The 25,320-nt window shown below is 68.3% G+C and carries 25 protein-coding genes; 18 read left to right on the top strand and 7 right to left on the bottom strand.

The genetic code is table 11. The features are described 5' to 3' along the window. Positions 1-65: 65 nt before the first annotated feature. The 14 genes from TA3x_RS10680 to TA3x_RS10745 all read left to right on the top strand — a co-directional run bounded on the left by TA3x_RS10680 (position 66) and on the right by TA3x_RS10745 (position 12,856). Positions 66-860 (top strand): glucosamine-6-phosphate deaminase, encoded by a 795-nt coding sequence (locus tag TA3x_RS10680; RefSeq protein WP_435021006.1) that lies wholly within the window; start codon positions 66-68, stop codon positions 858-860. 205 nt (positions 861-1,065) lie between these two features. Further along, complete coding sequence (gcvT, locus tag TA3x_RS10685; protein WP_435021008.1) at positions 1,066-2,172, top strand: glycine cleavage system aminomethyltransferase GcvT; 1,107 nt, start codon at positions 1,066-1,068, stop codon at positions 2,170-2,172. A gap of 37 nt (positions 2,173-2,209) precedes the next feature. After that, positions 2,210-2,596, top strand: coding sequence for a glycine cleavage system protein GcvH (gene gcvH, locus TA3x_RS10690; RefSeq protein ID WP_435021010.1), 387 nt, complete (start codon positions 2,210-2,212; stop codon positions 2,594-2,596). Positions 2,597-2,728: 132 nt separating this feature from the next. Then, positions 2,729-4,078, top strand: a complete 1,350-nt coding sequence (gcvPA, locus tag TA3x_RS10695) for an aminomethyl-transferring glycine dehydrogenase subunit GcvPA (protein WP_435021012.1) — start codon at positions 2,729-2,731, stop codon at positions 4,076-4,078. Between the two features lie 10 nt (positions 4,079-4,088). Beyond that, positions 4,089-4,664: a zeta toxin family protein gene (locus tag TA3x_RS10700; protein ID WP_435021014.1), complete on the top strand. Its 576-nt coding sequence runs from the start codon at positions 4,089-4,091 to the stop codon at positions 4,662-4,664. A 43-nt stretch (positions 4,665-4,707) separates the two neighbouring features. Next, a complete protein-coding gene (locus TA3x_RS10705) occupies positions 4,708-4,878 on the top strand; it encodes a hypothetical protein (protein ID WP_435021016.1) in 171 nt (56 codons plus the stop codon). A 75-nt stretch (positions 4,879-4,953) separates the two neighbouring features. Beyond that, the gene (gene gcvPB / locus TA3x_RS10710) at positions 4,954-6,480 is read left to right on the top strand and encodes an aminomethyl-transferring glycine dehydrogenase subunit GcvPB (RefSeq protein ID WP_435021018.1); all 1,527 of its coding nucleotides are present in this window, start codon (positions 4,954-4,956) and stop codon (positions 6,478-6,480) included. A gap of 104 nt (positions 6,481-6,584) precedes the next feature. Then, positions 6,585-6,932, top strand: coding sequence for a hypothetical protein (locus TA3x_RS10715; RefSeq protein ID WP_435021019.1), 348 nt, complete (start codon positions 6,585-6,587; stop codon positions 6,930-6,932). A 101-nt stretch (positions 6,933-7,033) separates the two neighbouring features. Continuing rightward, on the top strand, positions 7,034-7,321 hold the full coding sequence (locus TA3x_RS10720) for a hypothetical protein (RefSeq protein WP_435021021.1): 288 nt from the start codon (positions 7,034-7,036) through the stop codon (positions 7,319-7,321). A gap of 132 nt (positions 7,322-7,453) precedes the next feature. Continuing rightward, positions 7,454-8,200 (top strand): ABC transporter ATP-binding protein, encoded by a 747-nt coding sequence (locus TA3x_RS10725; protein ID WP_435021023.1) that lies wholly within the window; start codon positions 7,454-7,456, stop codon positions 8,198-8,200. A gap of 1 nt (position 8,201) precedes the next feature. Beyond that, the gene (locus TA3x_RS10730; protein WP_435021025.1) at positions 8,202-9,845 is read left to right on the top strand and encodes a putative ABC exporter domain-containing protein; all 1,644 of its coding nucleotides are present in this window, start codon (positions 8,202-8,204) and stop codon (positions 9,843-9,845) included. Between the two features lie 24 nt (positions 9,846-9,869). Then, complete coding sequence (locus TA3x_RS10735) at positions 9,870-10,637, top strand: lipoate--protein ligase family protein (protein WP_435021027.1); 768 nt, start codon at positions 9,870-9,872, stop codon at positions 10,635-10,637. A 219-nt stretch (positions 10,638-10,856) separates the two neighbouring features. Then, positions 10,857-11,759 (top strand): FHA domain-containing protein, encoded by a 903-nt coding sequence (locus TA3x_RS10740; RefSeq protein WP_435021029.1) that lies wholly within the window; start codon positions 10,857-10,859, stop codon positions 11,757-11,759. 95 nt (positions 11,760-11,854) lie between these two features. Beyond that, positions 11,855-12,856 (top strand): AAA family ATPase, encoded by a 1,002-nt coding sequence (locus TA3x_RS10745; protein WP_435021031.1) that lies wholly within the window; start codon positions 11,855-11,857, stop codon positions 12,854-12,856. A gap of 107 nt (positions 12,857-12,963) precedes the next feature. On the opposite strand, the gene TA3x_RS10750 is transcribed toward TA3x_RS10745, so the two are convergent. Beyond that, the gene (locus TA3x_RS10750) at positions 12,964-13,911 is read right to left on the bottom strand and encodes a DUF1559 domain-containing protein (RefSeq protein WP_435021033.1); all 948 of its coding nucleotides are present in this window, start codon (positions 13,909-13,911) and stop codon (positions 12,964-12,966) included. A gap of 104 nt (positions 13,912-14,015) precedes the next feature. Beyond that, positions 14,016-14,363 (bottom strand): hypothetical protein, encoded by a 348-nt coding sequence (locus TA3x_RS10755; RefSeq protein WP_435021035.1) that lies wholly within the window; start codon positions 14,361-14,363, stop codon positions 14,016-14,018. A gap of 357 nt (positions 14,364-14,720) precedes the next feature. On the opposite strand from TA3x_RS10755, the gene TA3x_RS10760 reads away from it, so the two are divergent. Beyond that, positions 14,721-15,740, top strand: a complete 1,020-nt coding sequence (locus tag TA3x_RS10760; protein WP_435021037.1) for a hypothetical protein — start codon at positions 14,721-14,723, stop codon at positions 15,738-15,740. 728 nt (positions 15,741-16,468) lie between these two features. Here TA3x_RS10760 and tal read toward each other — a convergent pair. From tal to queA, 5 genes are all read right to left on the bottom strand, one after another. Next, the gene (tal, locus tag TA3x_RS10765) at positions 16,469-17,434 is read right to left on the bottom strand and encodes a transaldolase (protein WP_435021039.1); all 966 of its coding nucleotides are present in this window, start codon (positions 17,432-17,434) and stop codon (positions 16,469-16,471) included. Positions 17,435-17,591: 157 nt separating this feature from the next. Then, a complete protein-coding gene (locus tag TA3x_RS10770; protein WP_435021041.1) occupies positions 17,592-19,100 on the bottom strand; it encodes a PepSY-associated TM helix domain-containing protein in 1,509 nt (502 codons plus the stop codon). A 168-nt stretch (positions 19,101-19,268) separates the two neighbouring features. After that, on the bottom strand, positions 19,269-20,126 hold the full coding sequence (locus tag TA3x_RS10775) for an SPFH domain-containing protein (protein ID WP_435022337.1): 858 nt from the start codon (positions 20,124-20,126) through the stop codon (positions 19,269-19,271). Between the two features lie 148 nt (positions 20,127-20,274). Then, complete coding sequence (locus TA3x_RS10780; protein WP_435021043.1) at positions 20,275-20,910, bottom strand: macro domain-containing protein; 636 nt, start codon at positions 20,908-20,910, stop codon at positions 20,275-20,277. A 40-nt stretch (positions 20,911-20,950) separates the two neighbouring features. Next, on the bottom strand, positions 20,951-21,985 hold the full coding sequence (gene queA, locus TA3x_RS10785; protein WP_435021045.1) for a tRNA preQ1(34) S-adenosylmethionine ribosyltransferase-isomerase QueA: 1,035 nt from the start codon (positions 21,983-21,985) through the stop codon (positions 20,951-20,953). Positions 21,986-22,063: 78 nt separating this feature from the next. On the opposite strand from queA, the gene TA3x_RS10790 reads away from it, so the two are divergent. From TA3x_RS10790 to TA3x_RS10800, 3 genes are all read left to right on the top strand, one after another. After that, on the top strand, positions 22,064-22,876 hold the full coding sequence (locus TA3x_RS10790; RefSeq protein ID WP_435021047.1) for a Uma2 family endonuclease: 813 nt from the start codon (positions 22,064-22,066) through the stop codon (positions 22,874-22,876). A 13-nt stretch (positions 22,877-22,889) separates the two neighbouring features. Further along, the gene (locus TA3x_RS10795; RefSeq protein ID WP_435021049.1) at positions 22,890-24,068 is read left to right on the top strand and encodes a glycosyltransferase; all 1,179 of its coding nucleotides are present in this window, start codon (positions 22,890-22,892) and stop codon (positions 24,066-24,068) included. A gap of 360 nt (positions 24,069-24,428) precedes the next feature. Beyond that, positions 24,429-24,971, top strand: coding sequence for an Hsp20/alpha crystallin family protein (locus TA3x_RS10800; protein ID WP_435021051.1), 543 nt, complete (start codon positions 24,429-24,431; stop codon positions 24,969-24,971). Positions 24,972-25,320 lie beyond the last annotated feature (349 nt).

A 25,320-nucleotide genomic window follows, 5' to 3' on the forward strand; every position in this document is an offset into this window, starting at 1 on the left:
CTAGGCTGTGGCGATCGACCGATGCCCGCAGGGTCGGCGGAGGTCGCGCCGGAGTCTCGCCCGCAATGATCGCCCCCGAAGTTTCGCCCGTCGCCCAGTTCACCGTGGATTCGCTCCGGGTCATCGTCCACGAGGATCGCGCCCGGATGGGGCGAGCGGCGGCCCAGTCCGTCGCCCAGGCGATCGCCGCCCGCCAGGCCCAGGGCGGCCAGGCCCGGGTCGTGTTCGCGGCGGCGCCGAGTCAGGACGAGTTCCTGGCGGGCCTGGTCGCCGCCACCGAGGTCGACTGGTCGCGCGTGGTCGGCCTCCACATGGACGAGTACCTCGGGCTCGGCCCCGACCATCCCGGGTCGTTCCGCCGCTACCTGCAGGAGCATCTGTTCCGCCTGGTCGGGCTCGGCCCGGACCGCCTGCAACTGATCCCCGGCGAGCAGGTGGAGCAGCCGGCGCGGACCGCGCTGGGGTACGAGGACATCCTCCGCGCCGGGCCGATCGACCTGGTCTGCGCCGGGATCGGCGAGAACGGCCACCTGGCGTTCAACGACCCGCCCGTGGCCGACTTCCTCGACCCGCAGCTGGTCAAGGTGGTCCGGCTCGACTCCGGGTGCCGCACCCAGCAGCTCAACGACGGCTGCTTCTCGCGGATCGAGGACGTGCCGACCCACGCCTTCACCCTGACCGTCCCGGCGCTCCTGTCCGCCCCGATCCTCTCGGTGGTGGTGCCCGGCCCGCGCAAGGCGGAGGCCGTGCTGGCCACCCTGCGCGGCCCGATCACCGAGGCCTGCCCCGCCTCGGCCCTGCGCCGTCACCCCGGGGCGACGCTCCACCTCGACCGCGACTCGGCGCGGCTGCTGCTCTGACCCGGTGCGATCCGGTTGAGGAGATGGAGAGGCGGCCACCCGACTCATCCCCCTGCTGTGTTCCGGCCACATGGCCGTGGCCGATCGGGTGATCGGTTGTCCGTGGGGCGGGAAACGGCTACAATCCGTCGGTCGATCCCCGGCCGGGACGGCTTCCTATCCCGGCCGGAGGCACCATCGCCGATGACGCCGTGAAGGATGCCCGATGGCCGCCGACGCCTTGCTCAAGACGCCCCTCCATGACTGGCATCACACCCACGGGGGCCGCCTCGTGGAGTTCGGCGGCTGGTCGATGCCGGTGCAGTATTCGACCATCGTCGACGAGCACAACGCCGTCCGCCAGCGGGTCGGGCTGTTCGACATCAGCCACATGGGCCGGCTCGACTTCGAGGGGCCGGACGTCGAGAAGTGGCTCGACTTCGTCACGACCAACCACGTCGCGAAGCTCGCCCCCGGGCAGATCCAGTACAGCCTGATGGTCGACGACCACGGCGGGGTGCTGGACGACATCCTGGTGTATCGCCGCGACGACGGGCTGGCCGTGGTCTGCAACGCGTCGAATCGCCTCAAGGTGATCGGCCAACTGGAGCGCCACCGCGACGGGTTCGACGCCCGCCTGATCGACCGGACCCGAGACACCGCGATGATCGCCGTCCAGGGGCCGGCCGCGCTGGCCACCGCGTCGCGGCACTTCGACGCCCCGTTGACCGACCTGGGGTATTACCGGTGCGCGTCGGGGAAGATCCTCGGCGTCGATGCCGTGGCCAGCCGGACCGGCTACACGGGCGAAGATGGCTTCGAGCTGATCGTCCCGGGCGCGAAGGCCGAGGCGGTGTGGGATGCCCTGATGGACGCCGGCCGCGTCTTCGGCATCCAGCCCTGCGGCCTGGGGGCGCGGGACACGCTCCGGTTCGAGGCGGCCATGCCGCTCTACGGGCACGAGATGGACGAGACGGTCAACCCCTACGCCGCCGGACTGGGCTGGGCCGTGAAGCTGGCCAAGGGGGAGTTCGTCGGCCGAGACGCCCTCCGCAAGCACAAGGCCGGCCCGGGCCGGTCGCGCGTCGGCCTGGCCCTGGAGGGGAAGCGGATCGCCCGCCAGGGCTCGGTCGTCCTGCGGGATGGCCAGGCGGTGGGCGTGGTCACCTCCGGCACGTTCGCCCCGACCGTGGGGCAGAGCCTGGCGATGGCCCTGGTCCGCCCCGAGGCCCTGGCCGACGGCGTCACGCTCTCGGTCGACGTCCGGGGCCGCGACGAGCCCGCCCGCATCGTCCCCTTGCCCTTCTATCGACGCGCCGCGTCGGGCGCGTAAGTCCCCGTCCCCGGTTCGCCCCAGGACCCTCGAAGCCATGGACCCGACGACCCTGAAGTTCACGCCGACCCACGAGTGGGTCCACCTCGACGGCGACATCGCCACCCTCGGGATCTCGCGGTTCGCCGTGGATCAGCTCACCGACCTGATCGTGATCGACCTGCCGCAGGTGGGCGCCACGCTCACCCCGGGCAAGTCGTTCGGCGAGGTCGAGAGCGTCAAGGCGGTCAGCGACCTGTACGCCCCGATCGGCGGCGAGGTGGTCGAGGTCAACTCCGCCGTGGCCGACGACGTTCAAGTCCTGGCCGAGGACCCGTACACCAAGGGGTGGCTGGTCAAGGTCCGCGTGGCCGACGCCTCGCCGCTGGCCGGCATGCTCGACCACGACGCCTACCAGCGCAAGGTGGCCGACGAGGCCCACTGACGCCAGCCCCGCCGATCCGTCTCCCTCGGGCGGCCCGACGCCGGGACCGCCCGTCCTCTCCCCCCATCATCTCCGCCCCTCCTCGAAGGATGCTTCGCGGCCGGTTCTTCGGCCTCGGACGGATCAAACCTCATGGCTTACATCGCGAACACGCCGGACGACGTCCGGGTCATGCTGGATACCATCGGCCTCGAATCGCTGGACCAGCTCTTCGACATGATCCCGCCGGAACTCCGGCTCGACCGCCCCCTGGCGATCCCCGAGGCGCTCGGCGAGCTGGAACTGACCACCGAGGTCGGCGCCCTGCTGGCCCGCAACCAGGGGGCCGACGTCCGGCCCTGCTTCCTGGGCGGGGGCAGCTACGACCACTTCATCCCCGCCGTGGTCGACAACCTGGCCTCCCGCGGCGAGTTCTACACCGCCTACACGCCCTACCAGGCCGAGGCCAGCCAGGGCACGCTCCAGGCGACCTTCGAGTATCAGACGCTGATCGCCCAGTTGACCGGCATGGACGTCTCCAACGCCAGCCTCTACGACGGCGGCTCGGCCGTGGCCGAGGCGGTGCTGATGGCGATGACCTCCACCCGCCGGACGGGCCGGGTGGTGATCGCCGGGTCGGTCCACCCCGAGTATCGCCAGGCCCTGGTGACGAACCTGGCCAACCTCGAACCGGAGATCGTCGAGGTCCCCGCCGTCGACGGCCGGGTCACGCCCGAGGCGATCGCCGCCGCGATCACCGACGACACGTCGGCCGTGGTGGTGGCCTACCCCAACTTCTTCGGTCAGCTGGAAGACGTGGACCGGCTGGTCGAGGCGGCCCGCTCCCGGGGTGCGCTGGCGATCGTCAGCGTCGACCCGATCGGCCTGGGCCTGCTCCGCCGCCCCGGCGACTTCGGGGCCGACATCGTGGTGGCCGAGGGGCAGTCTTTGGGCAACTACCTCAGCTACGGCGGGCCGTACCTGGGGATCCTCGCCTGCCGCGACGCGTTCGTCCGCAAGATGCCGGGCCGGGTGGTGGGCCAGACCGTCGACCGCTCCGGCAAGCGCTGCTTCGTGCTGACGCTGCAGACCCGCGAGCAGCACATCCGCCGCGAGAAGGCCACCTCGAACATCTGCACCAACCAGGGCCTGCTCGCCCTGCGGGCCAGCATCTACCTGGCGGCGCTCGGGCCGTCGGGCCTTCGGCAGGTCGCCGAGAACTCGACCCGCAAGGCCCACTACGCCCTCGACGTCCTGTCGAAGGTGCCCGGCCTCACGCCCGCCTTCGCCGGCCCGTTCTTCAAGGAGTTCGTGGTCCGCTCGGCCAAGGATCCCGTCAAGGTGCTGGCCGAGGTCGGCCGCCTGGGCTACCACGGCGGCATCGCCCTGGGCCGCTGGTACCCCGAACTTGCCGACGCGATCCTCATCGCCGTCACCGAGAAAAGGACCAAGGCCGAGATCGACGGCCTCGCCGAAGCGTACCGCCAGGCGCTGGCGTCCTGATCGGACCGATATGGCAACCCCCACCATCTTCGTGATCGCCGGGCCCAACGGGGCGGGGAAGTCAACCTGCTCCCCGCTCTATATTCCCCCCGGGATGGCTTATCTGAATGCGGATGAGGTCGCCAAGACCTTGCCCAACTATCCATCCTCGGCCGCCGATCTGGAGGCGGGCCGGATCGTCCTGGACCAGATGGCCGATCTGGAGTCACGAGGTGAGGGTTTTGCCTTCGAAACCACCCTGGCCACTCGTGCCCTTGCTTCGCGGGTCGCCCGGCTTCGCGTCTCCGGATATCTGTTCCACCTCGTCTATGTCTGGTCGCCCAATGTCGATTTTTCGATCCGAAGGGTTGCGGCTCGGGTGAGGGCCGGTGGTCATCACATCCCCGAAGACACGATCCGACGACGCTATGCGGCGGGCCTTGCCAATTTCTTCTCGCTGTATCGCCCGCTCGCTGACCATTGGGAGATGGTCGATAATTCCAACAGGGGCCTCCCCCGTCTCATCGCGGCCGGCAGCCTGGGCGATACGATGATAGTCGAGGACTCCGAACTCTGGGATCAGATCAGGAGCGGTCATGAATCCTGAAAACCCTGCGGCGGCGGTCAGTCGCGAAGAGGAAATCGCCGAGATGCTCCGCTTGATGGGCCTGGGTGTCCGGGACGCCCTGCGGGAACACAAACGGCTCGGCCAGTCGATCGTGGTCTGGGATCGCGAGAACCAGAAGATCGTCGAAATTCCCGCCGAGGAGATCGTCGTCCCCGAAGTTGACGACGCCCCGAAACACGAGGAGCGGGCCTGACGGGCCGCCCGCCGATATTGGCCCGATGCGGCGCCGCCCGCCGCGATTTGCCTCGAACCGAATGGACACCTTTGCATGTACAAGATCCAAGTGCCGTCGCTGCTGTTCGAGTCGAGCCGTCCCGGACGCGCCACGGCGATCGTGCCGAAGTCGGACGTGCCGGAGCGTCCGCTGGAATCGCTGATCCCGCCCGAGCATCTGGCCGAGGTGCCGCCGGCCCTGCCCGAACTGGGCGAGCTGGACATCGTCCGGCACTACACCAACCTGTCATCGTTGAACATGTCGATCGACGGGAATTTCTACCCGCTCGGCTCGTGCACGATGAAGTACAACCCCAAGCGCAACGAACGGCTCGCGGGCCTGCCGGGGCTGGGGGCGCAGCATCCGTATCAGGATGAGTCGACGCTCCAGGGCCTGCTGGCGATCCTGTACGAGATGCAGGGGATGCTGGCCGAGATCGCCGGGCTCGATGCGGTCAGCCTCCAGCCGGCGGCCGGGGCCCACGGCGAACTGACGGCCTTGCTCTGCGCCGCGGCCTACTTCCGCGACTTGAAGGAAGCGAAGCCGCGGACCAAGGTCCTGGTGCCGGATAGCGCCCACGGCACCAACCCGGCGTCGGCCAACCTGGCCGGGTTCCAGGCGGTCACGATCAAGAGCAACGCCCAGGGGTTCGTCGACCTCGACGACTTCAAGGCGAAGCTCGACGACGAGGTCGCCGTGTTCATGATGACCAACCCCAATACGGTGGGGCTGTTCGACCCGCAGGTCAAGACGATCGCCGACCTGCTCCACGCCCGGGGGGCCTTGCTCTACATCGACGGGGCTAACATGAACGCCATCCTGGGGATGACCCGGCCCGGCGACATGGGGGCCGACCTGATGCACTACAACCCCCACAAGACGTTCTCCGGACCCCACGGCGGCGGCGGCCCCGGCGCCGGGCCGATCGCCGTCCGCGCCAACCTCGCCCCTTACCTGCCGGCCCCGCTGGTGGCGAAGAACGACGACGGGACGTACCGGCTCGACTACGACCGCCCGCACACGATCGGCCGGGTCCGCTCGTTCTTCGGCAACGTCGGCGTCCTGTTCCGGGCCTACTGCTACATCCGCAGCCAGGGGCCCGACGGCCTGAAGGCGGTGGCCCAGCACGCGGTGCTGAACGCCAACTACATCCTGGCGCTGGTCAAGCACGTCTACCCGGTGCCCCTGGGCGACCGCTGCATGCACGAGTTCATCGCGTCGGCCCGCTCGATGGCCCGGGATCGCGGCGTCCGCGCCATGGACATCGGCAAGCGGCTGATCGACTACAACTTCCACGCCCCCACGGTCTACTTCCCGCTCATCGTCCCCGAGGCGATGATGATCGAGCCGACCGAGACGGAGAGCCGCGACACCCTGGAGGCGTTCGCCGCCGCCCTCCTCAAGATCGCCGAGGAAGACCCGGAAACCCTCCACGCCGCCCCCAGCACGACCCCGATCAGCCGCCCCGACGAGGTCGCCGCCGCGCGGACGCCGATCCTCCGCTGGTCCCCGCCCCAGGATAAGCACGCCCCCGCCCCGGGCCGCGAGCCGGTCGCCTCGGGACAGACCACCTTCGTCTGATCGAAGGACGATCGGCGGGGTTCGCAACGCACACCCCTTGCCCGTGCCCCGCCGATCGGCCACGCTACGAAGGAAGATAGGTTGTCCCGACACCGAGGATCGTCATGACGCGATCGAAGCGGTACGCAGCCTGGGCCGGCGTCCTGAGCCTGACTCTCGTCGTGGTGTGGATGGTGAAGCCGGCCTGTGCCTGCCTCCCCCTGGAATATGCCGAGGTGGCCGTCGCCGACCTCCCCGACCGAGCTCGGGCGGAAGCCGAGGCGTCTGCGCCCGGAATCGTCGTCGGGCGGGCCTGGATCTTCGGCGCCGGCCCCGAGGTCGCGAAGGGCAGGGGCCAGGGCTACTTGATCCGGGGGCGCGTCCCCGGCGGCTGGTGGGACAGCGACGTCAAGGTCCCGTTCGACCATGAGCCGATGACGGGAGGCCCGGTCGAACTGCAACCGATCCCCTGAATTTCACCTGCCACCCGAAGTCTTTGGCGTAGTGTGACGCCCTGAAGGCATCCAGGCACAGGTGTTTTACGGATGGGATGGGGCTATCGGAATTGGATGATATGGAAATCGATACCTTCGTGGAAGTCACGCGTCGCGTCATTGCCACAGATGGCTTCGATGACTATCTCCCGACGATCTGTTATCCGCGACGCCACTACATGACTGTCATCGAAGGGATTCCAGAGGGCATCGACATCGAACAAGCTGCCCTGAGGATGGCCTCTCGTAAGGCCGAAGCCGGTGAGGAATATCTGGTCGCCTTCAAGATCAGCCACGATCATTTCAAGGTGGTGCGTCGGGTGGGCGATGTCACCGAGGAGGGCGTCTACCCCGTCATCGACGCCTGACCTCGATTGGGTGCAGATCCGATGGCAAGATGCTATCTTCTTGCGATCTGCGATCATCTCGGCTGAGTTTCCGGTGACTGGTCGCGTCGCCTCGGCCACCTGGATCACGGCTTGCGTTCGGGAGGCCCTGCGTTGTCGATCGTCGTCGAGGATTACCACAAGATCTACGACCGGACGGCGGCGGTCTCCGGGCTGTCGTTCGAGGTGAGGCCGGGGGAGATCCTCGGGCTGGTGGGGCCCAACGGGGCGGGCAAGACGACCACCATGCGGGCCCTGGCCGGCATCCTCACGCCCACCAAGGGCCGCCTCCTGATCGACGGCCACGACATCACAAAGGACCCTGTCGCCGCCAAGCGGGCGTTGTGCTACGTGCCCGATGACCCCCGACTGTTCGATAACCTGACGGTCTGGGAGCACTTCCAGTTCATCGCCGCCGCGTATCGGCTTTCGGGCTGGGAGCCGGCCGGCGAGGAACTGTTGCGCCAGTTCGACCTGACCGAGAAGCGCGACGCCCCGGCGTCGGACCTGTCGCGGGGGATGCGGCAGAAGGCGGCCATCGGCTGCGGCTACCTCCACGACCCGAAGGTCATCATGCTCGACGAGCCGTTGACCGGACTCGACCCGCGCGGGATTCGGACGATGCAGGAGTCGATCAAGGCCCGGGCGGCGGCCGGCGCGGCGGTCATGGTCAGCTCGCACCTGCTGTCTTTGGTCGAGGACCTGTGCACGTCGGTCCTGCTGATGGTCCGGGGCCGGAAGGTGCTCCACGGCCGGCTCGACGACCTCCGCAGTGAGGCGGCCGAACGCGGGCGGGAGGAGACGCTGGAGGAGGTCTTCTTCCGGCTGACCGAGGCCCCCGAAGCCGCCGGGGGGATCTGACATGGACCCCTCGCTCAAGCTCCTGGCCCGGCTCCAGCGTCGGGGGCGGTTCCGGCGCTGGCGGAAGTCGCTGGGCAGCCCCAAGGGGATCGTCTTCGCCGCGATCTCCGCGATCCTGATCGTCTGGTGGGTCGGTTCGGTCGGCTTCGCGGCGAAGCTCGGCGCGTTCGCCAAGACCCCACCGGAGGCGGTGCGGAGCCAGGGGCCGGTGCTCCTGATGGCGATCACCGTGCTGACCGTGGCGATCGGCAACGGCGGCCGGGCCCTGTACTTCACGCCGGCCGAGGAGGCTTTCCTGTTCGCCGGCCCGTACCGGCGTCGGCAGTTGCTCGGGTACAAACTCCGCGCGGTGGTCGTGGGCTGCCTGATCTCGGCGGTGATCCTGACCCTGGCGACCATGAGTTCCTGGACCTCGCCGGCGGCGGCCTACCTCGCCCTGTTCCTGATCTCGCTGTTCCTGGAGCTGGTGGCCGTGGTGGCCGGGCTGGCGGCCGGCGTGGTCGGCGCGATGGCCTGGGACCGAGCCCGGCGCGGGGTGGTGGCCGTGGTGATCGCGGCGGTCGCCTGGGGGGCCTGGTCCTCGCTGGGCGACCTTTCCAAAGTGTCGTGGCCCGACCTGTTCGCGGGGATCGCGCGGTCGCCGGTCGCCTCGGCGATCGCCACGCCGTTCCGCGTCTTCATCATGGCGTTCGCCGCGGAGCGGATCTGGCCCGACTTCCTCCCCTGGGCGGCCGGGGCGGCGGCCATCGACCTCGCCCTGGTGGGCCTGGTGTTCGCGCTCGATGCCGGCTACCTGGAGGTGGCCTCGGCGACGAGCGCCCGGACGTATGCGAAGCTCCAGAAGATGCGGGCCGGCGGCGGGGGTGCCCGGGCGGTCTCCGCCCGCAAGGCAGGGGGGGCCTCGATCCGTTTGCCGGCGCCCGCGTGGTGGGGCGGCGTGGGGCCCAACTTCTGGAGGCAGATGACCACGGCCCTGGGCTCCCCGGGGCGGATCGTGTTCGTGGTCGCCTGCCTGGCCGCGCCCCTGATCGGCATCCTGGGCGGCCAGAAGGGGGCGGGGCCGGGGGGGATGGGGCCGGCCCTGGGCATGCTCGCCTGGATCTCCCTGTTCCTGGGCGTCCTGCTCCCCTACGATTTCCGGGGCGACATGGACCAGATGGAGTTCCTCAAGACCCTGCCGATCCCCCCGGCGCGGCTGGCCCTGGGGCAGTTGCTCGCGCCGACGCTGATCGCCACCGCCGCGCAGGCGGTGGTCCTGCTGGTGCTGCTGAGGATGGGGGGCACGCAGGGGCAGCCCGCGTGGGCTTGGGCGGCACTCGCCTTCCTCCCGCCCCTGAACCTGCTGCTGATGGCGGTCGAGAACCTCCTGTTCCTGTGGTATCCCTCGCGGCCGGCGGTCGGCCAGTTCGAGATCACGGCGATGGGCCGGCAGGTGCTGTTCCTGCTGGCCAAGCTCCTGGGGGTGGGCGTCGGGGCGGGGACGGCGGCGGCAGTGGGGGCGGGGGCGTATGCCCTGTCCGGGGGGAGCCTGCCGGTCGCGCTGGCGGCGGGATGGGCCGTGCTGGCTTGTGTGGCCCTGGCGATGGTCCCGTGGGTGGGCCGCGCGTTCGTCGGCTACGACGTGGCGAGCGACACGCCGGCCTGATTCGTCTCATGGAAGGCTCGGTCGATGCCGAAACAGGACAATGGGGGGGAGGCCGTCTGCCGCGTCCTGCCGCACGAGGTTGGGCATGGGCCCCGCCAGATGGCGCTGGATGAGGCGTTGCTGGATGCGGTGGCCGCCGACCCGCGCGAGGCCGTGATCCGGACCTATTCCTGGTCGATCCCGACCCTCAGCCTCGGCTATTTCCAGACAATCGCCGAGGCCGAGTCCGACCCGCGATGGGCCGGGGTCCCGATCGTCCGCCGGCCGACCGGGGGCGGAGCCCTCTGGCATGACCGGGAGGTGACGTATGCATTGGTCGTCCCCGGCACCCATCCCTCGGCCCGGCCCAGCTCGGCCCTGTATCGCGCCGTGCACGAGGCGATCGCCGCCCGACTCCGCGATCGCGGCATCCCCGCGGCCCGTCGCGGGCCCGTCACTCCAACCGACGGGCCTCGCCCGTTCCTCTGCTTCACCGACCGGGATTCCGAGGACGTCGTCTGCTCCGGCGCCAAGATCGTCGGGAGCGCCCAGAGGCGTCGGGCCGGGGCTGTCCTCCAGCACGGCTCGCTCCTGCTGTCGCGGTCGCCGACGACCCCGGAATTGCCCGGACTGGCCGACCTCGCCCCCGTCGATCCCGCCGAGTCGGGGTGGCGGGAGTTCCTCCTCCGGGCCCTGTCCGATGCCCTGGGGCTGCGATTCCGGGACGATGGCCTGCGTCCCGACGAGGCCGCGCGGGCGGCCCAGCTGGAGCGCGATGCCTACGGTCATCCCTCGTGGACTCGGCGTCGATGAAGATCGATCCTTTCCCTTGAGCATCGGCACGGTTATGATAATGTTGTCCCGTGCCTCGTGCCCGACGATGGATCATCTCGGACCCTCGATGATTCGATCCCCCTCGCTTCCTTCGGACTGATCATTTCATCTCCCATGGCTCGGCGGTAGCCCTGCGCCGCCCGAGGTGTCTCCGAGAACCCGTCGACTGAATTGACCCCAAGGGTCGGGACTTCGCGCATGAAAGCCCAGTTGGTGGTGGTCCAGGGGAAGCCCGAAGGGAAGACGATCCCGCTGGCGATCCCCATCTTCAAGATCGGCCGGGGCGATACCTGCCAGCTCCGGCCCAACAACGACCTGGTCAGCCGCGAGCACGCCGAGTTCCAGGTCGGTACCGATACCGTGATCGTCCGCGACCTGGGCAGCCGCAACGGCACCCAGGTCAATGGCCGGACCTTGAACAAGGGGGAATCCTACACCCTCAAGAATGGCGACCTCGTCACCGTCGGCACCCTGACCTTCGCCCTCTCCATCACGGGGGTCGAGGCCAAGGCCGCCGCCCAGCCGAAGAAGCCCAAGTCGCTGGACGATGCCAGCCACGACGACATCGACTCCTGGCTCGTCTCCGACGCCGCCGGGACCCCGCCCGATCGGCCGTCGGGCGTCTACGATGGCGCCACCCTGACCCTGGCCACCTACAACGGCAAGGAGAAGGAGAAGGAGAAGGAGAAGGAGAAACCCAAGGCCGCCCCGGCCCCGGCCCCGGCCCCCGCCGCCAAGGCCCCCGCTTCGGCCCCGGCCCCCGCGCCGAAGGCCCCGACGCCCCCGCCCATCCCCGAACCGGTCGCCGAGGACGAGACGGTCGCCGATGACGAGACGGAAGCGGAGGACGAGATCCCCGGGATCGACGAGGTCGAGGAAGACGACGGCATCGAAGATCTCTCGGAGATGACCGCCTCGGACGATTCCGAAGCGGATGACATGCCCGAAGAATTTATCGACGAGTCCAACCCGTTCTACGTCGCCAAGAAGAAGGCGGAGGCCCCCGCCGCCACCTCGGCCGCCAAGGATGCCTCGCGGGATTCCAGCGACGTCGCCGGCGACATCCTCCGCAAGATGATGGAACGCAGGCGGGCCCGCTGACCCCTCCCCGCGAACCGACCCCGGGGGATTTCGCGTCGGGTCCCCTCTACCCGACCGATAATCCCCGGTCCTGCCCTTCACCCTCCCCCCACCCCATGACCGACCTCGACCGTTCGACCCCGCCCCCTCCCCCCGGGGTGGCGCTCTCGGCCCTGCTGGAACGGCTCGAACGCGAAGTCATCGGCCAGCGCCCGCTCCTGGAGCGGCTGGTCATCGCGCTGCTGGCGGGCGGCCACGTCCTGATCGAGGGCGTCCCCGGCCTGGCAAAGACCCGGTCGGTCCGCGCCCTGGCCCGGGCGCTCGACCTCCCCTCGCGGCGGGTCCAGTTCACCCCGGACCTCCTCCCGTCGGACCTCACCGGCACGCAGATCTACCGGCCGAACACCGGCACGTTCGACGTCCGGCACGGGCCGATCGTCACCAACGTCCTGCTCGCCGACGAGATCAACCGCGCCCCGGCGAAGGTCCAGAGCGCCCTGCTGGAGGCGATGCAGGAGGGCCGCGTCACGGTGGGCGACCAGCCCGTGGACCTGCCCGACCCGTTCTGGGTCCTGGCCACCCAGAACCCGATCGAGCACGAGGGGACCTACCCCTTGCCCGAGGCCCAACTCGACCGCTTCCTGATGAAGCTCACGGTCGGCTACCCCGACCGCGACGCCGAGCTGGCGATGCTCGACCTCGCCGGCCCCGGCGCCGGGACCGGCCACGACGACGGCACGGCCGAGTCCCCCCCCTTGCTGGGCCCCGACGACATCCGCCGCCTGCGGGCCCAGGCCAGCGCCGTGCGCGTGGCCCCGGCGATCAAGGAGTACGCCGTCGACCTCGTCCGCGCCACCCGCGACCCGTCCGCCTACGGCCTCGACCTCGTCCCGATGATCGAACTCGGCGCCAGCCCCCGAGCCTCGCTGGCGCTGGTCGCCGCGGCCCGCGCCCACGCCCTGCTGTCCGACCGGGACTACGTCACCCCCCACGACGTCAAGAGCCTGGCCCGCGACGTCCTCCGCCACCGCGTGGTCCCCAGCTACGAGGCCGACGCCGCCGGGCTCTCCCCCGACGCGATCATCGGCCGCATCCTCGACCAGATCCGCATCCCCTGAGGAGGGACCGACCCCCGGTCGGGCTCGTTCGATCGGATCGGGATCCGCGCGATTTGCCGGCGGAATCCCCGGGGACGGGGCGGGCCGTCCCCGGGCGTGGTCCTCGCTCAGAACTGGTCGGCCGAGACGACCTCGCCCCCGGCCCGCGTCGAGAGGAAGCTGAAGATCTTCGGATTCACGGTTTCCTTGATGAACCGGACCGAGCCGTCGCAGAACAGGAAGTTGCACCCGCCCGGGTGCAGGCTCCAGAAGTCGTCCGCCCCGGCCCCCCGATAGTTCGGCACGTCCACCCAGGATTGGTCGGGCGATGGCCCCGTGTGCCCGAGCACCATGACGTTGGCGGTCTCGCAGTCCTGCACCTTCCACTTCGGGTGGGTGCAGACCCGGGAGGACGGGATGACGCCCACCCAGGTCGCATCGGCGACGTTCCGCGACCGCTCGCCCGCCATCATCGTCGTGCTCGTGCCGTCGGCGATGTCGCGGACGCCGACCCGGCTGTTCCGGTAGAACACGCCGTTGTTCTGGGCCGGGAACTCCTCGACTTCGAGCTGGCCGGCCGAGGCGACATACTGGCCGGGCGAGAGGTCGGCCACCAGGGTCTTGCCCCCCGCGTCCTTGAGGACGACGGGGCCGCTCCCCCCGGCCGAGCTGGGGCAGAGGAAGGCGGAGAGGCTCATGGTGCGGACGGTCTGCGAGGCCGGGTCGGCGATGGGCCGGCCGAAGTTCGCGGCATGGTAGGCGGCGGATTGCTCCAGGGAACCCAGGAGCATCGTGCCCCACGCCCATCCGGGCCCGGTCTCCGGGCTGTCGGCATCGTTCGTCAGGGTGCCGGTGATGTAGCCGGGCGGGAAGGTGTCGTGGGTCGCGTGGTAGTTGTGCATCGCCAGGCCGATCTGCTTGAAGTTGTTCGAGCACTGGGCCCGGCGTGCCGCCTCCCTCGCCGACTGGACGGCGGGGATCAGGAGGGCGACGAGCACGCCGATGATGGCGATGACCACCAGCAGTTCGATGAGCGTGAAGGCTCGGGGATGACGGGGGCTCGCAGGATGTGGCATGAGAAAGCTCCGGTTCGTGTGGGTCGCTCGGGACGCGGGATCAGCGGGACGGCACGCATCCGGCGGGCGGATGCGCGTCGAGGGCCGAGATGGGCGAGCGACCTTCAGAACCGGAAGACCTGGAGCCAGGCGTGCCGCCGCCTGGGCGGTGCCTGGGGCCACCAGGCCCGTTCCCACAGACCTTCCTCGGCGGCCGGGGTGCGGACCGTGGAGGACGGAGGGGGCAGGAAGGAGAGGCCGGCGACGGGCGGGGCGTCCGCCTGTGGGCCGTGCGATGCGGTGAGCGTCCCGTCGCCGGAATCGTCGCCGACGGCGCCGTCGAGGGGTTCGACGTCGGCCGGCTCGAACAGGCCGGCGAGCGACCGCGACAGGTCCGACGCCGCCTCCGCCTGCCGGAGCGGCGTGCCCGTGATGGCGACGAGCAGCGCGATGAAGGACGCCCAATGACGCATGCCAGCCTCCCCCGACTGCTCATCTTCGGGCCCCGCCCCGCTCCGGTCAAGCCTGGCCCCCTGCGACGAGGCCGACGCCGCCGGCCTCTCCCCGGACACCCTCATCGGCCGCATCCTCATCCAGAATCCATTCCTTCCTAACCTTTGTTAATACCGATGAAGCAGGTTAAGGACGCTATTTATAACTAGCTTACTTCCGGTTGAGTTAGATTCGGCTTTAATTGTGAGTTAGATGATACAACAGTCAAAACTTTCAGCAGCCTCACTGATTTCAGAACGCGATGAGTTTGACAAAAGGTCCCCGGTTTTGGGAAGATCTTCTCTAGTCGACGTGGATGACCAAGATGTGAGACTTGCATGCCCTATATGATGACAAAATCTCGAACCAATATACCGCCTATGATCGCAAGGGAATTACGACGAGAGGTTGGATTCGGATGCCCATTCAACGGCTGCCGCATTCCGTTCTTGGAGTATCATCATTTCGATCCGACTTGGAGCGAAGCTCAAAGTCACATCCAACAAGGGATGATCGCACTTTGCCCCAAACATCACCGGATGGCTGATCAAGGGCAAATCAGTAAGAAGCAGCTAAAACTGCTGAAATGTCATCCGACCTCTGCTCTAGCCGTCCAAGACAAATTTGGGTGGATTCGGCCTGATCAGTTGATTAGGATCGGAGGCGTTTATTGTAATCCAAACCGATATGCCTTATTGTTGAATCCTGGAGTTGATAGGGAAATCATACAATTTGATGTTGGTAATGAGGAGATGTTGGAGACATCGTTTACGCTTCGAAATCATCAAGGCACTCTGATCGCGTCGATGTCCGCTAATTCGTTTTTGGCTTATCCTCAGAACCTCACTGACTTGCATGTGACAGCAAGTGGTTCTATGGTAAAGATTAAAACAAAGGGAGTGATTCGAAACGAAGATACTGTGCTAGATGCTGCTTTGAAACACCTGAACTTGGATGAGCTTAAAAAGTTAATCGACGATGATTGGGACAATTTTCGAGACACAATTAAAAACAAGCGGCGAGGTGATGTTGATAAAATTGAGTATTCGCGGGTGAATTTGTATGCTGGTCCACCCACTCTCGATTTGACGGTTCAGGAACGTCCTGACGATGCACGGGAGTCTACACGCGAAAGCATTATTAGTTATGCAAGCAAATTGGTTGAAGCTAACGAAGGAAAGGTGCCTTTGTTGAGCGTCAACAAATTTCAGACATTCTATTCCCCTTTGAGCCCACCCCTGGTGGTAGACAAGGTGTTCTCATTTGGAACCATGATACGGGGGTCGGGAGCGTCAATAATTAAAGATAATGCTGACGCAGTGGCGATGCTGTCCGTTCGAGGCATCCCTACAGACTAACGCCGAGTTCGTCTAGCCACCTGAGAAAGTCTTGCACTGCCATTAAGCCGTAACCTTGTTGGATCGCTTCGTCGTTCAGTAATTCTTGAGCAAATTTTGAGCAAACCATGTTTCTTTCCTGTTCCCCCAGTCCATTAAGGTAATTGCGTACAATTCGTCTAAGTTCCGCATCCGAGGATCCGGAATCTGTTGCTCCACTATCAAATGCCATTAGCGAGTCGATCGCTTCGTTTATCGATAAACCTTTGAAATGAAATCCATTTTTTATCATCTCAAATCTCCGGATTTGACGAATGGCGGGCCTGGGAAATATGGGACGCCTGCGGGGACTATACCATGCGGAATCGTGAGTGAGATCTGATTGCGACCAATTAAAAAGTTTTGGTCCTGGACTTGCGGGGGGGGGCTTCGAGCTATGAGCTCTCGGTGTTAGGAGAGTACCATTCAGGCCGTTGATGAACTTTTCATATGTGAATTGATCTGATAATATGGTGTTCGCGGGCTGATTGTTAGCGTGGCTTCTTCCGAGATCAAGGATAGTATTTCAAAACGCCCTCCTCCTCCGAAGGGAAATATCTCGGTAAATAAACCATTCTCGAGGGATTCGAAAACGGCCGGAGCCTCCACGCTGTGCGTCCGAGGCGGCTCCGGCCGTCTGGCTTAGAGGCCATCGCTTACGTCGTTGACGTCGACAACGCGTTGGCGGCTTCGTCGACCTATAGCAAGGCTCAGACCTTCTCGTTCACGAGGGTCTTGGAGAAGGCTTCGAGCTTGCGGGCGTCGGCGTTGAACTGGCGGATGCCGTCGCTCAGCTTCTCGACGGCCATGGCGTCCTCGTTGTGGAGCCAGCGGTAGGACTTCTCGTCCAGGTGGATCTGGTCGATGGACTCGGCCTTGGCCGTCTCGGGGGTGAGCCGGGGCGTCATCTCGCCTTCGGTCTGGCCGAGCTTTTCGAGCAGGTCGGGGCTGATCGTGAGCAGGTCGCAGCCGGCCAGGTGGGAGATCTGGTCGATGTTGCGGAAGCTCGCGCCCATGACCTGGGTCTGGTAGCCGAACTTCTTGTAATAGTTGTAGATCTTGGTGACCGACGCGACGCCGGGGTCCTGGTCGGGCTTGATCTCGGCGCCGGTGGACTTCTTGTACCAGTCGTAGATCCGGCCGACGAACGGCGAGATCAGCGTGACCTTGGCCTCGGCGCAGGCCACGGCCTGGGCGAAGCTGAACAGGAGGGTCAGGTTGCAGTGGATCCCGTCCCGCTCCAGCTTCTCGGCGGCCTTGATGCCTTCCCAGGTGCTGGCGATCTTGATCAGGATCCGGTTCCGGTCGATCCCGTGCTTCTCGTACATGCCGATCAGCTTGTGGGCCTTGGCCACCGTCGCCTCGGTGTCGAAGCTCAGCGACGAGTCGATCTCGGTGGAGACGCGGCCCGGGACGATCTGGAGGATCTCGCGGCCGAAGGCGACCGACAGCCCGTCCATGAATTCCTCGGTCTGGGCCTTCTCGCTCCCGCCGATCTCGGCGGCGTCGCTCAGGGCCTGGCGGACGAGGTGGGCATAGTTCGACTTCTGGGCCGCCTTGAGGAGCAGCGAGGGATTCGTCGTGGCGTCCTGCGGCTTGTACTTGGCGATGGCTTCGATGTCGCCCGTGTCGGCCACCACGGTCGAGAACTTCTTGAGCGATTCCAGCAAGTTCATGATAACGGCGAAGCCTCGTTAGGTACTCAGGCACTCGGGAGATGGTGACGAGCCGGTATCATAACAAAAACCGGCCGCGTCGGGGACCTTGGGGATGGCGATGCATCCCGCCCCCCGCCGTCGCCGCGCGGGCCGGCCGCCGGCCGGGGTCGGGGCGTCAGGCGGCCGGGCTGAGGTCGCGGCGAACGAGGCCGTAGGCCGCCTCCCCCAGCAGGATCAGGACGACGCTGGCCCCCATGACCGGGAGGAAGACGCCCAGGACGGCGATCACCCCGATCAGCCAGGCGGGCACGCGGACGTCGGGGCGGCGGGGCAGGCCGGATCGGCCCTTCGGCCGGCGCTCCCACCACATCCACAGGCCGGTGATCGGCAGGATGGTCAGGACCACGCAGGCGATCAGCCAGGGGATCTTGGTCGCCAGGCCCCAGAAGCTGCCGACGTGGAGCGGGTAGGTCCACTGGTGCCAGAAGAACTCCATCTGGGAGTTGTCCTTCTCGGCCAGCACCTTGCCGGTCGACTTGTCCAGGGTCACGCTGGTGCCGACCATCGGCCCATACGTCCGGTTGAAGTCGTTGCCGGCGCTGATCATCATCCCATTGCTCGGCCCGGACTTGGCGGCCGCCCCGCGACGGCCCCGGCCCTCGCCCAGCGAGGCCATCAGGATCCGGTCGGGGAACCGCTCCCGCATCGTGCCGATCAGGGTGTCCAGCGGCAGCGACGGCGGCGCGGGCGGTCGCTGCGCCGCGACGGCGTCGGGCCGGGGGCCGCGCTCCCCCTTGGATCGAGGGGCCTCGGCCGCCGGCTCGTCCTCGCCGACCCACTCGTGGGCCGCCTTGTGGATCACCGTGCCGACCGCCAGGGTGTAGAACATGCCGGTGACCAGGATCGTCGCGCAGATCGGCATCAGGTAGATCCCGCCCACCGAGTGGAGGTCGCGGAGCAGGGTGTACAGCTTCGCCTTCCACCGCAGGGTCCAGACTCCGGCCGCCTTGGCCTTCTTGCGAGGCCACCAGAGGTAGACCCCGGTGACGACCAGCACGATCGACCAGCTGGTGGCCAGCTCGGTGATGACCCGGCCGGTGGTGCCGGCCCACAGGGTCCGGTGGATCGACAGGATCGTCTGGAAGAAGGAGTTGAGGGCGGACGCCCCGCCCAGCTGGCCCAGGATCTTGCCGTCATAAGGGTTCACATAGACGTTGACCTGGCTCCGGAACCCCTCTCGGCCCTGGGGCGGGGCCTCGCCCGGGCGTCGCGCCGGGCGGAGCGTGATGATCGTGGCCCGGTCGGGGTCGTTGTGGACCTGGATCTGCGCCGGCATGGTGCCCGGATGCGCCGCCAGGGCCGCGTCGACCTGCGCCTGGTAGGTGACCCGCGAGGGTCCCGGCGTCACGAACAGGAGGTCGCGGCGGGCGAACTCCTCGATCTCGGCCTTGAAGATGTACAGCCCGCCTGTCACGGACATGACCACCAGCACCGGGGCGATGATCACCCCGGCGTAGAAATGCCACCGCCAGATCACCCGGAACAGGCTCTGGAGCCCCGGATTCGCCCCGCGGGCAGGGCCCGGCCGCTTCGCCGGGGCGATCGCGGGTGGGAGGATCTCGCGGGCCTCGGCCATCTCCGGGGCTTCCACCGACTCCGTCAGCAACGCTTCGGTCCCGTTCAAGTGACCCCACCCCCAGGCGGTCGAGGCCGCCCGCAGCGGCGGGCCCCGACCGGATCGTTTGCGACTCTCAATGTTGAACCGACATTGAGATTCATTCTCATCGGGGTAGGTTAACGCCCGACGGGCCTCCGATCAATGAGTGGGAGGGCCGGTTGATCCGGAATTTCGTCACCGTCCGGCGTTGATGGTGGGCTGGGTGCCGCGGTCGGAGCAGAGGACGACGAGCAGGTTGCCGACCAGGGCGGCCTTCTTCTCGTTGTCGAGGTCGACGATCTGGTGGTGGGAGAGGCGTTCCAGGGCCATCTCGACCATGCCGACGGCCCCCTCGACGATCTTCTGGCGGGCGGCGATCACGGCGCCGGCCTGCTGGCGTTGGAGCATGGCATGGGCGATCTCGGCGGCGTAGGCCAGGTGGCTGATGCGGGCCTCCAGCACCTCGACGCCGGCCTGGGCCAGCCTTTCCTGGATCTCGGTTTTGAGGTGCTCGGCGACCTCGGCGGTGTGGCTCCGCAGCGAGATCTCCCCCTCGACGTGGGGGTCGTACGGATAGCTCAGGGCCATGTTCCGCAGGGCGGACTCGCTCTGGACGTGGACGAAGTTCTTGTAGTCGTCGACGTGGAACAAGGCCTCGGCCGTGTCCACGACCCGCCACACCACCACGGCGGCGATCTCGATCGGGTTGCCGGACTGGTCGTTGACCTTCAGCCGCTCGCTCTCGAAGTTCCGCACCTTCAGCGAGATCGCCTGCTTGGCGTAGAAGATGTTGACCCACCGCAGCCCCGGCTCGCGCACCGTGCCCTGGTACTGGCCGAACAGTTGGAGCACCTTGGCCTCGTTGGGCCCGACCGTGAACAGGCCGATCGGGATCAGGATCCCGGCGAGCCCGGCCGCGACGCCGACCAGGACCACCAGCGGGTTCCCCATCCCCGCCCCGGCCAGGGTCATCAGCCCGCCGCCGACCAGCCCGGCCAGCGACAGGGCGAGCATCCCCAGCCCCGGTTTGGGGGCGATCAGCACCTCGCGCATCACCTGCGATGGCTTCGTCGTGGCTTCCCAATCGACGCTCATGGTCGGGATCTCGCCTCGTGCCAGGGGTTCATGGGTCGGACTCGATGATCTCTTCGCCGGCCGCCGCCCGGTATTGTTCGGCCTTCCGGGCGGCGACCTCGGGGCATCAATGCTGGAGCCGGCGTAGGCGGTCGGTGTAGAGCAACTGATGCCGTTCGCTCGCCTCAGCCCAGGAACGGGGCAGGGAGAACTGGCCGTGGATCACGTCGTCGATCGCCTGGCGGACCTGCCGGGCGCAGGTGTTGACGCCCATCCGGCCGACACCCGTGCCCAGGCCCGGGAAGGCGATCGACTCGACCCGTTCGGCGATCGGCCGCCCGGCGTGCTCGCCGTGGCCGAACCGGCCGCGTGCCACCAGAAGCAGGGCCGCGCGGGCGGCCAGGTAGGCGTTCACCGACTCGCGGAGGATCATCGGCACCCGCATCGTCGGCGCCGCCACGAGGTAAGGGATCCGCGGGTTGTCGGTCGCGACGATCTCCGCCGCCCCGACCACCAGTTCCCCGTGGTGCTGCTCCAGGATGGCCCGGCGGACCTTCATCTGGATGTCCGGGCCGAAGTGGTCGAGGTACAGGGCGTCGACCCCGCCGTCCATGAAGCCGAAGCTGTTGGCCGGGCTGACCACGGCATCGCACCGGAGGTCGAGGATCGAGCCCCGATGCACCTCGACGCCCTCGACATCGCCGCAAAGCCGTTCCCAGGCGTCGGCCAGCGCCGGTTCGATGGCCGAGAGGATGATCTTCATGCCGATCCCTCATCGATTTCAGGTGATCAATCATCCTGGCTCACACGATCAGCATTGCATCCCCATAACTGTAGAAGCGGTATTCCAGGCGCACCGCCTCGGCGTAGGCCTCGCGGATCAGGTCCACGCCGGCCAGCGCCGACACCAGGACCAGCAGGCTCGACCGGGGCAGGTGGAAGTTGGTCACCAGGGCATCCACCCCCCGGAACGCGTGGCCGGGCCGGAGATACAGCGCGGTGTCGCCCGCGAACGGCTCGAACCGGCCCGACGCGGCCGAGGTCTCCAGGACGCGGGCCGAGGTCGTGCCCACGGCGACGACCCGGCCGCCGTCGGCCCGCTTGCGGTTGAGCGCTTCGGCCGTGTCGGGGGAGAGTTCGGCGGCCTCGGCGTGGAGGGCGTGGTCCTCGATCCGCTCGGCCTCGATCGGCCGGAAGGTGCCGATGCCGACGTGGAGCGTGAGGTCGAGCCGCTCGATCCCCCGGGCGTCGAGCCGGCGGAACACGTCGTCGGTGAAGTGGAGCCCCGCCGTGGGGGCGGCCACCGAGCCCGGCACGGCGGCGTAGACGGTCTGATACCGGGCCCGGTCCCCCTCGGACTCGATCCCCTTGCGGATATAAGGGGGCAGGGGGACCGTTCCGTGGGCTTCCAGCAAGGTGCGCGACGGCCCCTCGGCCCCTCTGCCCGGCCGGGCCGCCCACCGGCCCTCGCCGAGCCGGGCCTCCAGGGTCAGGGGGAGGCCGTGGCCGACCACGACGGTTTCCCCCGGGGCGGGGCGGCCCCGGGTCTTGGCCAGGATCTCCCACGAGCCGTCGGGGCGGTCGCGGAGGAACAGCCCTTCCCAGCGGCCCCCGGTCGAGACGCGGTGCCCGACGATCCGCGCCGGGACCACGCGGGTGTTGTTGCGGACCAGCACGTCGCCGGGGGCGAGCAGGTCGGGCAGGTCGGCGAAGGTGTGGTGCGCGATCGTCCCGGAGTCGCGCCGGACGACCATCAGGCGCGAGCGGTCGCGGGGCTCGACGGCGTGCTGGGCGATCAGGGCATCCGGCAGGTCGAAATCAAACGCCGACGTCTCCAAGTTCCGCTTCTCCCCGGGGCCGGTTCGTTGCACAATGGGCGGTGTTCGGAGGTTCAACGCGGTCGGGAGGGGGTCATCATGGCCAGCATCACCACCGAGGTCTTCTATCCCGAATCCGACGGCAAGCCGATGGCCGAATCCCCCGTGCACCGCGACGTGATGGCCGAGACGATCGCGGCCCTGCGGGACTGGTTCGCCGACGACCCGCTGGCCTACGTCTCGGGCAACGAGTTCCTCTACTTCGTCGAGGGGGACCCGCGGCGCAACGTCTCGCCCGACGTCTGGGTGGCCCGGGGGATCGACAAATCGGTCCGCCGACCCTCCTACAAGACCTGGGAGGAAGGCGGCAAGGGGCCCGACCTGGTGATCGAGGTCTCATCCCCGTCGACCCGCCGCGAGGATCTCCGCCACAAGCTCGGGCTGTACCAGGACGTCCTCCGCGTCCCCGAATATTACCTGTTCGACCCCCTGGGCGAATACCTCGACCCGCCGCTCCAGGGGCATCGCCTGGTCGATGGCGCCTATCGGCCGATCGCCCCCGAGGCCGGCCGCCTGCCCAGCCAGGTCCTGGGCCTCCACCTCGAAGCCGACGGCACCGAGCTGCGCCTGTTCGACCCGGCCGCCGGCCGACGGCTCCTGACCCGGAAGGAAGAGCTGGATCAGGCGCGGGCGGCCGAGGAGAAACGCAAGACCCGGGAACGTCGGTCGCGTCGGGAACTTCGGGCGACCATCCGCGCCCAGGCGGCCATGATCGACGTCCTGAACCAGCGGTTGGCCGCCCAGGGCGAATTGCTGGACCTGCATCGCGCGATCGGCGAGGAGGCCAGGGCGACCGTCCAGCGGCTCCGAGACGAGTTGGCCGAACTCAAGGCGGAGCGGACTTCGGACTGAAGGCGGACGCCGCGTGCAAGACCTCGCCCGACGATTGGCGACCGCCCCCCGCCGGGCCTGGCCCGGCCGGCCGGTGCCGGTGTCGCTGGTGATCACCGGCCTCGACGTCGGCGGCGCCGAGCGGGCGCTGGTGGCGCTGGCGACGGGGCTCGACCGGCGGCGTTGGGCCCCCTCGGTCGTCGCGCTGGACGGGGAAGGGGCCCTGGCGGGGCCGTTGCGAGCGTCGGGGATCGGGGTGGCCTGCCTGAGCGTCGATCGTCGCAAGCCCTGGCAGGCGGTCGCTCGGCTCGCGAAGGCCCTGCGCGACTCGAATCCCGAGCTGATCCAGAGCTTCCTGTTCCACGCCAACGTGGCCGCCCGCCTGGCGGCGCCCCTGGCGGGTCGGCCGTGGGTGCTGGGCGGGCTGCGCGTGGCCGAGCGGCAACGGCGATGGCACCTCGCGCTCGATCGCTTGACCGGCCGGATGGCGGCGGGGTCAGTGTGCGTGTCGGAGGGGGTCCGCCGGTTCAGCCGGGAGGCCGGCGGGCTCGATCCCGATCGGCTGGTCGTGATCCCCAACGGGGTCGACCCCGGCCCGCATGACCGGGCGGGGGCCGTCGATCGCGCGCCCCTGGGCGTGCCCGCCGACGCGATCCTGGCCCTCTACGTCGGCCGGCTCGACCCCCAGAAGGGGCTGCCGAGGCTGCTCGAAGCCGCCGCCCGCGTCGCCCGGGCCCGGCCCGACTGGCACCTGGCGCTGGCCGGAGACGGTCCCGACCGCGACGCCCTGCACGAACAGGCCCGAAACCTTCCCGATCTCGACGGCCGGGTCCACTGGCTGGGCCGGCGCGACGACGTGCCGGGGCTGTTGCGGTCGGCCGACCTGCTGGTCCTGCCGTCGCTGTGGGAGGGGATGCCCAACGCGGTCCTGGAGGCGATGGCCGCCGGCCGCGCCGTGGTGGCGACCGCCGTGGAAGGCTCCGAGGAACTCGTCCGGCCCGGCCGCACCGGCTGGCTGGTGCCCTCCGGCGAGGCCGGCCCGCTGGCCGAGGCCCTCCTCGATGCCGCGTCCGACCGCGACCGCCTGGCCCGGTACGGCCGGGCCGGCCGGGCTCGGATCGAGGCCGAGTTCGACCCGGGTCGCGTGGTCGCGGCCTATGAACGGCTGTGGGCCGGCGTCCTGGGATATGACCCGGACGCCGGCCCGGCGTGAGGCATCGAGCCCGGCCGGCGAACCGGGCTCGTGGTTGACGCGGGGTTCATCCCCTCGGACAGGCCATCGAGGCTCGATGTCAATAATCCATGGATTTCCACTAGCCGTGAATCCTGCCGCGGCGAGGATGTCGTGGGTCCGGGAAGTGACAGGGCATGGATCAAGAATGTTCGTGCGAGTGTCCATCGATCGGTGGCGGCGGCCCGGGGCGCGCGGCTTGCGGGATGGTCCGGTCGCGGCAGGCCGTCGCGCGATCCTCGCGGTGCGAGGCGATCCCGGTGGTGCCCAACCTGTCGTTCCCACTCCTCGCCGCGGTCGTCGGCGCCGGGGGGAGGCTCGGGCATCGCAAGGGGATGGACGATGGCAATCGAGCGTTGGGACCCGTTCCGCGAGATGGTCAGCCTTCGCGATGCGATGAACATGCTCATGCAGGAGAGCTTCGTGCGGCCCGTCGCGACGTCGGGCCAGGACGGCACGCCGGCCCACCTGCCCCTGGATATCACCGAGAACGGGGATGAATTCGTGGTCAAGGCGTCGCTGCCGGGCGTCAAGCCCGAGGACGTGGAGGCCACCGTCCACGGCGATACGCTGCTGATCCGCGCCGAGTCCAGGGCCGATCTGGAGAAGAAGGGGGATCACTGGCATCTGCGCGAGCGCCGGACCGGCGTGGTGCAGCGTGCCGTGAGCCTGGCCGCGCCCGTGGATCCCGGCCGGGCCCGGGCCAACTTCGAGGACGGCGTCCTGACCCTGACCTTGCCCAAGGCGGAACACTCCAAGCCCCGCCAGATCCGGATCGGCGGGGCGAGCCGGGCGGGTGCGGACGCAGGAGGCCAGGACGGCGCCTCGTCCCAGGCCAAGGCCGCCCCCAATGCGGCCGCGGCCCCGGCGGCGGCGGGGAGCTGACCCCGGCCGGCCCGGCGGTCCATCGGGCGACCCTCGGCCCGCGCGGCATGCCGGCCATCCCGCCCGGCATCGCCGCGTCCGCCCGGACGGGCCATCCCCTCTGTTTTTCCGGGATCAGTCCCTTGTTCGGCATCGCCGATTCATGTGTGATGGGGTGGATTCGTTGCCTTCGCGGCGTGGATCGCGCATCGCGTGCGCGTCGCGAAGGGCCGGGCCGCTCGATCTCTCCTCCAGAATGGCGGGCTTCCCATGCGGCTCCCCTTCGGCTTCGCCCGACCTTCTCGATCGCCCTCGCGGGCCCGGCGTCCTCTTGCGACACGCCTGGCCCCGTCCCTGGAGCCCCTGGAAG

Source organism: Tundrisphaera macrotermitis, assembly GCF_051175315.1.
Lineage (GTDB): Bacteria > Planctomycetota > Planctomycetia > Isosphaerales > Isosphaeraceae > Tundrisphaera.

Coding starts and splice junctions, on each gene's coding strand:
- TA3x_RS10750 (WP_435021033.1), bottom strand. CDS start 13,911: ATGCCACATCCTGCGAGCCCCCGTCATCCCCGAGCCTTCACGCTCATC.
- TA3x_RS10755 (WP_435021035.1), bottom strand. CDS start 14,363: ATGCGTCATTGGGCGTCCTTCATCGCGCTGCTCGTCGCCATCACGGGC.
- TA3x_RS10730 (WP_435021025.1), top strand. CDS start 8,202: ATGGACCCCTCGCTCAAGCTCCTGGCCCGGCTCCAGCGTCGGGGGCGG.
- TA3x_RS10680 (WP_435021006.1), top strand. CDS start 66: ATGATCGCCCCCGAAGTTTCGCCCGTCGCCCAGTTCACCGTGGATTCG.
- TA3x_RS10700 (WP_435021014.1), top strand. CDS start 4,089: ATGGCAACCCCCACCATCTTCGTGATCGCCGGGCCCAACGGGGCGGGG.
- gcvPB (WP_435021018.1), top strand. CDS start 4,954: ATGTACAAGATCCAAGTGCCGTCGCTGCTGTTCGAGTCGAGCCGTCCC.
- TA3x_RS10735 (WP_435021027.1), top strand. CDS start 9,870: ATGCCGAAACAGGACAATGGGGGGGAGGCCGTCTGCCGCGTCCTGCCG.
- TA3x_RS10720 (WP_435021021.1), top strand. CDS start 7,034: ATGGAAATCGATACCTTCGTGGAAGTCACGCGTCGCGTCATTGCCACA.
- TA3x_RS10790 (WP_435021047.1), top strand. CDS start 22,064: ATGGCCAGCATCACCACCGAGGTCTTCTATCCCGAATCCGACGGCAAG.
- TA3x_RS10740 (WP_435021029.1), top strand. CDS start 10,857: ATGAAAGCCCAGTTGGTGGTGGTCCAGGGGAAGCCCGAAGGGAAGACG.
- TA3x_RS10775 (WP_435022337.1), bottom strand. CDS start 20,126: ATGCGCGAGGTGCTGATCGCCCCCAAACCGGGGCTGGGGATGCTCGCC.
- gcvPA (WP_435021012.1), top strand. CDS start 2,729: ATGGCTTACATCGCGAACACGCCGGACGACGTCCGGGTCATGCTGGAT.
- tal (WP_435021039.1), bottom strand. CDS start 17,434: ATGAACTTGCTGGAATCGCTCAAGAAGTTCTCGACCGTGGTGGCCGAC.
- TA3x_RS10705 (WP_435021016.1), top strand. CDS start 4,708: ATGCTCCGCTTGATGGGCCTGGGTGTCCGGGACGCCCTGCGGGAACAC.
- TA3x_RS10745 (WP_435021031.1), top strand. CDS start 11,855: ATGACCGACCTCGACCGTTCGACCCCGCCCCCTCCCCCCGGGGTGGCG.
- TA3x_RS10800 (WP_435021051.1), top strand. CDS start 24,429: ATGGCAATCGAGCGTTGGGACCCGTTCCGCGAGATGGTCAGCCTTCGC.
- gcvT (WP_435021008.1), top strand. CDS start 1,066: ATGGCCGCCGACGCCTTGCTCAAGACGCCCCTCCATGACTGGCATCAC.
- gcvH (WP_435021010.1), top strand. CDS start 2,210: ATGGACCCGACGACCCTGAAGTTCACGCCGACCCACGAGTGGGTCCAC.
- TA3x_RS10760 (WP_435021037.1), top strand. CDS start 14,721: ATGCCCTATATGATGACAAAATCTCGAACCAATATACCGCCTATGATC.
- TA3x_RS10715 (WP_435021019.1), top strand. CDS start 6,585: ATGACGCGATCGAAGCGGTACGCAGCCTGGGCCGGCGTCCTGAGCCTG.
- TA3x_RS10780 (WP_435021043.1), bottom strand. CDS start 20,910: ATGAAGATCATCCTCTCGGCCATCGAACCGGCGCTGGCCGACGCCTGG.